The sequence below is a fragment of the Actinoplanes lutulentus genome, from assembly GCF_003259845.1.
GTDB lineage: Bacteria > Actinomycetota > Actinomycetes > Mycobacteriales > Micromonosporaceae > Actinoplanes > Actinoplanes lutulentus.
Window position 1 is genome coordinate 170,620 of sequence record NZ_QLMJ01000002.1, and the last position, 10,074, is coordinate 180,693.

8 protein-coding genes are annotated in these 10,074 nt (G+C 69.1%); 5 read left to right on the forward strand and 3 right to left on the reverse strand.

The window, feature by feature from the left end:
• Window positions 1-35 precede the first annotated feature (35 nt).
• Window positions 36-2,024 (forward strand): acyl-CoA dehydrogenase family protein, encoded by a 1,989-nt coding sequence (locus tag B0I29_RS04235; RefSeq protein ID WP_111647510.1) that lies wholly within the window; start codon window positions 36-38, stop codon window positions 2,022-2,024.
• A 28-nt stretch (window positions 2,025-2,052) separates the two neighbouring features.
• On the opposite strand, the gene B0I29_RS04240 is transcribed toward B0I29_RS04235, so the two are convergent.
• The 3 genes from B0I29_RS04240 to B0I29_RS04250 form a co-directional block, all read right to left on the reverse strand.
• Window positions 2,053-2,493, reverse strand: coding sequence for a hypothetical protein (locus tag B0I29_RS04240; RefSeq protein ID WP_146616714.1), 441 nt, complete (start codon window positions 2,491-2,493; stop codon window positions 2,053-2,055).
• A 50-nt stretch (window positions 2,494-2,543) separates the two neighbouring features.
• Entirely contained in the window at window positions 2,544-3,038 is a 495-nt protein-coding gene (locus B0I29_RS04245) for a Panacea domain-containing protein (RefSeq protein ID WP_111647512.1), read from the reverse strand.
• A gap of 300 nt (window positions 3,039-3,338) precedes the next feature.
• A complete protein-coding gene (locus B0I29_RS04250; RefSeq protein ID WP_111647513.1) occupies window positions 3,339-4,772 on the reverse strand; it encodes a dihydroorotase in 1,434 nt (477 codons plus the stop codon).
• A gap of 76 nt (window positions 4,773-4,848) precedes the next feature.
• Here B0I29_RS04250 and B0I29_RS04255 point away from each other — a divergent pair, with 76 nt between their 5' ends.
• From B0I29_RS04255 to B0I29_RS04270, 4 genes are all read left to right on the forward strand, one after another.
• Window positions 4,849-6,036, forward strand: a complete 1,188-nt coding sequence (locus B0I29_RS04255; protein WP_111647514.1) for a CaiB/BaiF CoA transferase family protein — start codon at window positions 4,849-4,851, stop codon at window positions 6,034-6,036.
• 1 nt (window position 6,037) lies between these two features.
• Window positions 6,038-6,805 carry a cyclase family protein gene (locus B0I29_RS04260; RefSeq protein WP_111647515.1) on the forward strand — a complete coding sequence of 256 codons (768 nt, stop codon included), beginning with the start codon at window positions 6,038-6,040 and terminating at the stop codon, window positions 6,803-6,805.
• A complete protein-coding gene (locus B0I29_RS04265) occupies window positions 6,802-8,199 on the forward strand; it encodes an MmgE/PrpD family protein (RefSeq protein ID WP_111647516.1) in 1,398 nt (465 codons plus the stop codon). Before B0I29_RS04260 ends, B0I29_RS04265 begins: the two co-directional genes overlap by 4 nt.
• A 178-nt stretch (window positions 8,200-8,377) precedes the next feature.
• The gene (locus B0I29_RS04270) at window positions 8,378-10,042 is read left to right on the forward strand and encodes a WxL domain-containing protein (RefSeq protein ID WP_146616715.1); all 1,665 of its coding nucleotides are present in this window, start codon (window positions 8,378-8,380) and stop codon (window positions 10,040-10,042) included.
• The last annotated feature ends 32 nt before the right edge of the window (window positions 10,043-10,074 follow it).

Genomic DNA, 10,074 nt, shown 5'->3' on the forward strand with positions numbered 1-10,074 from the left:
GCTTATCGGAGGTTACCCGCGGGTAATATCCGGGCATGAGCGGTCAGCAGAGTTCGGTCGATCCGGCACGCCTTCAAGAGGTGCTGGACGGCCGGTGGGCGCACGTGCGCCACGCGGTACGGGAAGGCCTCGGCCCCGATTTCGTCACCGTCCCCGGTGAGACGGGCGCCGAGGCACGTGCCCGGATCAGCGATCTGATCCGGAAGATCCCCCTCGACGTGGGCGTGGTCGACGCGTTCCCGTCCGAGTACGGCGGCTCCGGCGACCAGGGCGGCTCGGTGGTGGCCGCCGAGATGCTCGCCCAGGTGGACCTCTCGCTCATGGTGAAAGCCGGCGTGCACTGGGGCCTGTTCGGCGGTGCCGTGGTCGCGCTCGGCACGAAGAAGCACCACGACGCGTACCTGCGCGACATCATGACCGTGGAGCTGCCGGGCTGCTTCGCGATGACCGAGACCGGTCACGGCTCGGACGTGCAGCAGCTGCGCACCACGTGTACCTACGACCCGTCGACCGGGACTTTTGACCTGCACACCCCGCATCAGGCCGCGCGCAAGGACTACATCGGCAACGCGGCCAAGGACGGGCGGATGGCGGTCGTCTTCGCTCAGCTGATCACCCAGGGCCGCCGGTACGGCGTGCACGCGTGGATGGTCCCGATCCGGGACGAGAGCGGCAACCCGATGCCCGGCGTGACGATCGGTGACGCCGGGGCGAAGGCCGGTCTGCTCGGCGTCGACAACGGCCGGATCTCGTTCGACCACGTGACCGTGCCCCGCGACATGCTGCTGGACCGGTACGGCCAGGTTGCGGCGGACGGGGCGTACACCAGCTCGATCGAGAACGACACCCGGCGCTTCTTCACGATGCTCGGCACCCTGGTCCGCGGCCGGGTCACGGTCGGTGGTGCGGCATCCGCGGCGACCAAGAGCGCCCTGACGATCGCGGTCCGGTACGGCGACGCCCGCCGCCAGTTCACCAAGCCCGGCGACGAGCGCGAGGTGCTGCTCAACGACTACCTCGCCCACCAGCGCAAGCTGCTGCCGGCGCTGGCCACGTCGTACGCGTACACGTTCGCCCAGGAGGAACTGGTCGCGACCCTGGCCGAGGTGCAGTCCGGTTCCTCGGCCGCTTCGGTCGACGAGCACCGCCAGCGCGAGCTGGAGTCCCGGGCCGCCGGGCTCAAGGCCATGCAGACCTGGCACGCCACCCGCACGATCCAGATGTGCCGCGAGGCGTGCGGCGGCGCCGGATATCTCGCCGAGAACCGCCTGCCCGGGCTGAAGGCCGACACCGACGTGTTCACCACGTTCGAGGGCGACAACACAGTGCTGCTGCAGCTGGTCGCGAAGGGCCTGCTCACCGGCTATCGGGACGCGTTCGGCTCGCTCGACGGCTGGGGCCGCGCCACGTTCGTCGCCGAGCAGGTACGCGAGATGGTCCTGGAACGCACCGCCGCCCGTTCGGTCATCCAGCGCCTGGTCAGCGCGGTTCCCGGCCGCGACGAGGACGTCGCCGTCACCGACCGCGGCTGGCACCTGAAGATGTTCGAGTTCCGCGAGAAGCACCTGCTCGAAGGCGCTATCCGGCGCCTGCGCGGCGGCGCGGCCACCAAGAAGGACCGGCCGTTCGACATCTTCAACGACGTGCAGGACCACGTGATCCAGACCGCTGTCGCGCACATCGACCGGATCACCCTGGAGGCCTTCGTCGCGGGCATCGAGCGGGCGTCGGATCCGGCCGCGAAGGCGCTGCTGGCCCGGGTCTGCGACCTGTACGCCCTGACCGTGATCGAGGCCGACAAGGGCTGGTTCCTGGAACACGGCAGGCTCACACCGGCCCGCTCCAAGGCGGTGACCGGCGTGGTCAACGACCTGCTCCGGTCCTTGCGCCCCGAGATGCGGACACTGGTCGACGCCTTCGCGGTCCCGGACACATGGCTGAACGCCGCGATCCTGCGCGAGGAGCCGGACCGCCAGGACGCGACAGCCACCGAGGACGAGGCAGCCCGCGCAGTCCTCGTCTGACCCGCGTGGCGTAGGACGCCGGCTGAAGTCACCCGTGGTCAACCGGGTAGACGAGATGGCCGGCGTCCCACCACAGGACGTAGAAGACGCCGGCAGCGATGAAGCCCCAGAGTCGTTTCCGGTTGCCGACCCGGAAGCGAAAGATCTCGTCGCCGAACTGCTCATCGAGGCGCAGATGGGCGATCCGCTCCTGCGCCTCACGGCAGAGCCCGTCGATGCTCTGATAGTGATGTTTCTTGTGGCTGCCGCCCTTGGAGTTGAACAGCTGTGCCTTGACTTCGCTCCAGGTCGAGGAACCGACAGCACAGAGGAACTGGAGAAGTTCCTCGGCCTCGCCAGCAACCGGCCAGCTCCAGGAGCCCTGGTAACCGTGGTCTGCGTAGTGGAACGAGAACGTGACCTTGTGTTCTCCGGCGTCGGGGCCGGCGCTGGATCGGGCGTCAGCTTTGGCGACCTTCGCGCCGGACACGATTCGTTTCGGTGAGCCGGTCCTGGCCTTTTTCGGCGACATCGGGTTGCCTAAGCCGCGCCGGAACTCCAGCCTTCCCAGGACAGTTCGTCGATGGGGACCGCCTCCTCGGCGGCGTCGAGCGAACCGTAGTACTCATGCATGGCGGCGTGGGTGATCACGATGTCGGAGCGGTCGGTGGGGTGCAGGCCTTTCCTCGCGTCAGCCCAGGGTGCCTCGGCGTGGGTGAGGTGACTCAGCTTGCGGCCGTCGAGGTCTCCGTAGGACTCGAGGACGGCGTCGATCGATTCCTGCTCGGCAGGGGTGAGACGGGTCCGATCGCCTTGTGGCCACTCGCTGATCAGGAACTGACCACGGTGCAGGCGGTAGAGGTCGGCGACGACCGGGCCGTTTGCCCACGCCTCGATGCGCTCGGGGAACAGGGGCTGCTCGTCCCAGACCAGGTGCCACGCCTGTGAGTAGTACAGAAGCTTCTGCAGCTTCATGGCCGACATCGGGCCGAGCTTGTCCAGGACGTAAGCGGCTACATCATGAGCGGTCGCCACTGTTTCACCCCCTGACCTGGACTTCCTTTCGGATCTCGCACGAGTGAGCTTAGCGAGCGGGTGTGTCATTTCTGTCCCCAGGTTAGCGGCTCCGGTGCCGATTTATTACTTTATGACCTTTTTGTCGCGTTACGCGCCGAGCCAGGCGAGGCGCTTTGTTCAGCGGCAAGTGTGGGTGACGGATGCCGCGGGTGACAGCGCTCGATGGGCTGATTCGGATGGTCGGCTTCCGGACAAAACCGCTAGGTGACGCGATGAGGCGGTGGCCGGCGGCGGGGGGACGCCGCCGGCCACCGGCTCTCAGCGGGCTACGAAGGTGCCTCGGGGGGAACCGGTGACCTCGCCGTTCTGGTACGCGATCTGGCCACGCAGCACCGTCGCCACCGGCCAGCCTCGGACCTTGTGGCCCTCGAAGGGGCAGTGGTCCTGGCCGGACAGCAGCAGCTCGGCCGTCACCTCCTGCTCCAGGTCCGGGTCGACGATCGCCAGGTCGGCGTCGTAACCGGGGAGCAGGTTGCCCTTGCGGCCGTCGAGGCCGTAGGCGCGGGCCGGGTTGGCGGAGACCAGCTCGGCGACCCGGGCGGGGGAGAGGCCTCGCTTGTGCATGCCCTCGCTGAGCAGGATCGGGTAGAGCAGGGCGGTGCCGCCGAAGCCGGGCAGGGCCGGCCAGAGCTCGTCGCCCTTCTCTTCCTCCAGGCAGCAGGCGTGGTCGGAGGCGACCCAGCCGACAGTGCCGTCGACGACGCCGGCCCAGAGGGCGTCGTTGTCGCTCTTGCTGCGGATCGGCGGGTTGACCTTGCCGCCCAGTCCGCCCTGGGCGTCCAGTTCCTCGTGGGTGAGGCACAGGTGGTGCAGCGTCACCTCGAAGCGCATGTCGACGCCGGGCATCGCGATCCGCGCCTCGCGGGCCGCGGCCAGGGCCTCGCCGGAGGAGAGGTGCAGCAGGTTGATCGCACAGTCGGTGGCCTTGGCCAGCGTGGTGGCTTCGCCGATGGCGACACGCTCGGTGATGGGCGGCCGGGCGTCCGAGTACGCCTTCAGCGTCTGCGGGTCGCCGTTTCCGCGTACCCGATCGATGAAGAGCCGCATCAATTCGGCCTGTTCGCAGTGCAGGGAGAGGGACACACGACGGTCCGTGGCGGCGTTGGCCGCGGCCACTGACTCCATGAGCTGGTAGAGGTGCCCGAGGTCGTATTCGTCGCTCATGGTGAACGCCTTGGCGTCCCGCGAGTCGGCGGAGAGGTTGAAGCCCTTGTAGAACATGTAGTACTTGAAGGAGCTGACGCCGCTGTTCTCGACGAGGTCGGGGACCTCGCGGACCTGGGCGGTGTCCATCGGCGCGAGGTGGAAGCCGTAATCGGTCCACGCATGGCCGGCGACGGCGTCCAGCACCTCCGGAAAGATCTCGCCGTAGGGGCCGGTCTTGTTCAGGTAGTGCTGGCCGGTACGGAAGTAGGACAGCACCGTGGTCGCGCCGCCGACCAGCGACGAGCGGGTCTCCTCCGCGGCGTCGACTGCCAGATCCCGATAGATGCCCAGGTGGAAGTGGGCGTCGACAGCTCCGGGGAAGACCAGCTTGCCGGTGGCGTCCAGCACCGTCTCGGCTTCGTCCTCAGGGATCTCGGACGCGATCGCGGCGACCTTGCCGTCCTTGGTGGCGAGGTCCGCCCGGATCGTTCCCAGGTAGGGCACGACGAGAGTGCCTCCGCGTACCAGTAGTTCGTAACGGCTCATCCCGCAAACCTCCTACACGTGTTTCGCACACAGTAACGGGGTTTCCCTTAACGGAACAGAGCGGTTAGGGTGAGTCATGAGCCCTCTAGCGGGCGTACGGGTCGTCGACGCATCGACCCTGTTCGCCGGACCACTGGCCGCGACGATTCTCGGCGACTACGGCGCCGACGTTCTCAAGATCGAGCATCCGGCGAAGGGTGATCCGGCGCGGGGCCACGGTCCGTCGAAGGACGGGGTGCCGCTGTGGTGGACGATGCTCGGCCGCAACAAGCGCACGCTGACACTGAGTTTCAGCACGCCTAAAGGTTCAGATATCCTGAAAAATCTGGTCAAAACCGCGGACGTGCTGGTGGAGAACTTCCGCCCCGGCACCCTCGAACGCTGGGGACTCGGCCCGGAAACCCTCCAGGCCATCAACCCGAAGCTGATCATCGCCCGCGTCACGACATACGGCCAGTTCGGACCGTATTCCCACCGCCCCGGCTTCGGGACACTGGCCGAAGCCATGAGCGGCTTCGCGGCGATCACCGGCGAACCCGACGGCCCGCCGACGCTCCCGCCGTTCGGCCTCGCCGACGGCATCGCCGCGCTCACCTGCGCCCAGGCGATCATGACAGCGTTGTACGACCGGGACGTCCACGACAAACCGGGCCAGGTCATCGACCTCGCCATCGTCGAGCCGATGCTCACCGTCCTCGGCATGCAGGCGATGGTCTACGACCAGCTGGGCACGGTGCAACGCCGGACCGGTAACCGATCGGTCAACAATGCGCCCCGCAACACCTATCGCACCAGCGACGACCGCTGGGTCGCGGTCTCGACAAGCGCGCAGGCCATCGCCGAGCGGGTCATGCACCTGGTCGGGCGTCCCGAGCTGATCGACGAGCCGTGGTTCGCGACCGGTGTCGGCCGGGCCGCGCACGCGGACGTGCTGGACGAGGCGTTGAGCACCTGGATCGGCGAGCGCGACCTGAAGACGGTCCAGGACGCCTTCGAGCAGGCCCAGGCGGCGATCGCCCCGGTCTACGACATCGCGGACGTCTTCGCCGACCCCCAGTTCCAGGCGCGTGACTCGGTGACGACCGCGCAGGATCCCACGCTCGGGCCGGTGCGGATGCCCGGCCCGCTGTACCGCATGTCGCGCACACCCGGACAGATCCGCTGGACCGGCCGGCCGCGCGGCGCGGACACCGATGAAGTGCTCGCCGGCCTCGGCTACGACGAGGAGCAGCGGGCGGCGCTGAGGGCCGAAGGGGTCATCTGAGATGAAGGTGTTCGATCTCGCCCAGCCGATGCGGCGGGGCATTCCACAGTCACCGAACCATCCGGCGTACCACCACTCGCTCGTGCGCCGGCACGGTGACATGGTCCGGGCCGGCGGTGGCTCGGCCGCCAACGACGTCCTCGTCATGGGCACGCACGTCGGCACGCACGTCGACGCGCTCGCGCACGTCTCCCAGGACGGGCTGCTGCACGGCGGTGTCGTCGCGGCCGACGTGCAGTCCGACGCCGGATTTTCCCGGCTCGGCATCGACGAGTTCGCGCCCTATGTGGGCCGGGGCGTCTTCCTCGACGTGGCGCGTGTGCACGGCGTCGAGGTGCTGCCCGCCGGTTATGAGGTCACGGTCGCGGACCTCGAGGCCGCCTGCGGCGACCTCCCGATCCATCCCGGGGACGCGGTCTTGATCGGCACCGGCTGGTCGAGGCGCTTCAGCGAGGGTGCGTCCTTCTTGGGTACGCGTACCGGCGTGCCCGGTCCGGGAGAATCCGCCGCACGATGGCTGGTGGAGCGGGAGGTCGCCGTCACGGGGGCGGAGACGATCGCGTACGAGCACATCGCACCCGGCGCCGGGCACGCCAGCCTTCCGGTGCACCGGATCCTGCTGGTCGACGCCGGTATCAACATCGTGGAGACGATGCTGCTCAGCGAGCTCGCCGACGCCGGCGTGACCGAGTTCCAGTTCATCCTCGCGCCGCTGAAACTCGTCGGCGCCACGGGCAGCCCGGTGCGTCCCCTGGCGGTGATTCAGTGACGCTGGCGCATGACCTGGGTGAGTTCGCGGCGACGATCGACCCGCCGGCACGGGTACGCGACGACGTGCCGACCCGGATCCTCGACGTGCTCGGCAACGCCCTGGCGGCGTACGCGGAAGAAGGCGCGGACGCGGGACCCGCGGCAATCCGGGCGATGCGCCGCTGGGGTGGCGTCGCGGAGTCGACGGTGCTCGGTTACGGCGACCGGCTGCCGGCGCCGAACGCCGCGTTCGTGAACGGCACGCTCGCGCACTCGCTGGATTACGACGACACCCACCTGCCGTCGGTGCTGCACCCGAGCGCCTCGGTGGTGCCGGCCGCGCTCGCCGCCGCGGAAGCGGGAGCGCCCGGTGACCTGATCGCCGCGATCGCCGCCGGCATCGAGGTGACCAACCGGCTCGGCATGGCCGGCTGCGACCCGGAGACCGGCGCGAACCTGTACTTCGAGCGCGGCCAGCACGCCACCTCGATCTGCGGCACGATCGGCGCCGCGGTGGCAGTGGCCCGGCTCTACGAACTGGACGCCGGCCGCATCGCGGACGCCGTCGGGATCGCCGTGTCGATGGGCGCCGGCGTCCTGGAGGCGAACCGCACCGGCGGCAGCGTGAAACGGACGCACTGCGGCTGGGCCGCGCACGGCGGGGTGGTGGCCGCGACCCTGGCCGCCGAAGGGCTGACCGGTCCGCCGACGGTCCTCGAAGGCCGGTTCGGGTTCTTCACGGCGCACACCGGCCGGTTCGACGCGTCCGCGGTCACCGACGGGCTCGGTGAGCGCTGGGAGCTGCTGCGGACGGTCTTCAAGCCGTACCCGTCGAATCACTTCACGCACGCCGGGATCGACGGTGCCCTGGCGCTGATCGCGGCCGGCCTGGATCCGGACGACATCGCCGAGATCGAGCTCGGGGTGGCCGAGCCGGTTCTGCGTACGATCGCCGAGCCGGCGGCCGAGAAGGCGCGACCACGCACCGGGTACCACGCGAAGTTCTCCGGTCCGTACACGCTCGCGATCGCCCTGACCGGTGGCACCGGGCTCGGTGTCGGCCTGGACGATTTCGCCGGCCTGGACGCGCGGCGGCTCGAACTGGCCGCCAAGGTGCGTGTCGTCGCCGACCCGGCCGCGACCGCCGCCTTCCCCCGCGCCTTCGCCGGTGTGCTGCGCGTCTGCACCAAGGCCGGAGTCCTTCTCGAACACCGTGTGGACAGTTCCCGGGGCGGTCCCGGGCACCCGCTGAGCCCGGCCGAAGTGGTGTCCAAATTCACCGGCAACGCGACGCGTGCCATCTCTGTCGATGCCGCGCGTGCGCTGTCCGACGCGGTGTGGGCGCTGGGGTCGGGTGGCCCGGTTTCCGCGCTGTTTCCAACTCGGGAAACAGTGTTCCGGGATGCGAAATAGGGCTGCTCGGTGGGTTGACACAACTATTGCGGACCGCGTTTATTGATCCCACACAAAAGGAAAACGCCGTTTCCCAATGGGAAACAGCAGGGGAACCGGATGTGTACCGCGCGCAAGATCGCCAAGGCCGGCAACGGCGGAGGCGTACCCATCTGAGAGAGGGGACGCGGCACCAACCATGAAACACATCGTACGAAGGGCCCTGGCTGTGGCGGCCGGAGCGGCGCTGGCTCTGACCGGCGTCGTAGCCGTCCAAACGCCGGCTGCCGCATACGGGCCTACCGCCAACTCCCTCGGGTGCCGGATCTACTTCAGTGACGCCGGTACCGGAACCTCACCCACCACGTGGGCCGACACGTTCACGCTGACCACGAATCCGGCCTCGCCGAAGCCGGGTCAGTCCGTGACCGTGTCGTTCACCGCGGCGACAGGTTCCACCAACGGCCCGGTCGCGCTCACCGCCGGCTCGGTGCCAGTGTCCATCTCGGTCGGCATCTCCGGTGCCCAAACTGGGACGGTCACGCTCAACCAGTCCAACTACCCGACCGGCGCCGTCGCGGCGTACACCCCGCTCGGCGGTTTCACCGCCACCGGCTCGTTCGTCGCCGGCGCGCAGGGTGCGGTCTCGCTCACCGTCAAGCAGGTCAAGTTCGCCAACACCACGGCGTCCACGTACTGCTCGGGTGAGGGCGACCGGGACCACAAGGCGGCTGCGGCCAACTCCACGATCGTGCAGAACGTCACCGTCTTCGACGGCGGCGCGACGATCACGTCGATCACCGGCCAGACCGCCGTCACTGCGGCCCGGGCCACCAACACGATCAACTTCTCGGTCACCGGGCTCGAACCCAGCGCCACCCTCACGGCGTCGCTGAAGGACAGCTCCGGTGGCGGTACCGGCGAAGGTACTGGCGCAGGCTCCACCGATGCCAACGGTGCGGGCACCGGATCGATCGTGGTGCCGGCAAGCCCCACGACCGGCACCCGGACCGTCGCCATCTCCGACGGCACCAACACCATCCTGGTATCCATCACGATCCTCGGTACGCCGACGGTCACGATCACGCCCTCGGGCGGCGGCGCCGGTACGGCGATCTCCGTCAAGGGCACCGACTGGAACCCGGGCAGTGCGGTCATCATCGGCGGCTACCAGGCGCTCACCGGCGCCCCACCGCCGCCGGCCACCACCGACGCGACGGTCACCGCGACCGCCACGGCGACCGGTGGGATCAGCTCGTCGTTCACGGTGAACGACACCGCCACCGCGTACATCGGCGCGGTGTCCGGCCGCCTCTTCGCCCTGGCACCGTGGACGGCGTCCGCGGACGCCTGCACGGCGAAAGAGGGCAACGCGGCGACCGGCGACTGTGACCTCAAGTACGAGCTCTCCGAGACCGTCACCGGTGGGTCACTGTCGATGTCCCGGGGCACCGGCTCGAGCACGATCATCTTCACGGGTGTGACGCTCAACGGCGAGGCCCAGGTCGCGACCGGTGCGCTCCAGGCGATCAACGTGACCGACAACCGGGGCAGCACCCTCGGCTGGGAGCTCTCCGCGGAGGTCACCGATTTCACCGGTGTCCCCGGCGGCACCATCCCGGCCAGCGCGCTCACCTGGACGCCGTCGTGCACCGACCACACCGGGGCGACCAACCCCGTCGCGGCGGTCGCGGGAGCGTCCGCGGTCGCGGTGAACGAGGCGACCCTGTGCTCCGGACCGGCCAGCACGGCCGGAACGGTCACCGGCGGCTCGTTCGACGCCAAGGCCGATCTGTCCCTCACGGTGCCGGCGATTCAGCTTGCCGGCACGTACACGGCGACGCTCACTCTGACCCTGAGCTGACCCTTTGAGGGTGAGAGGCGGCCGCCACCGCC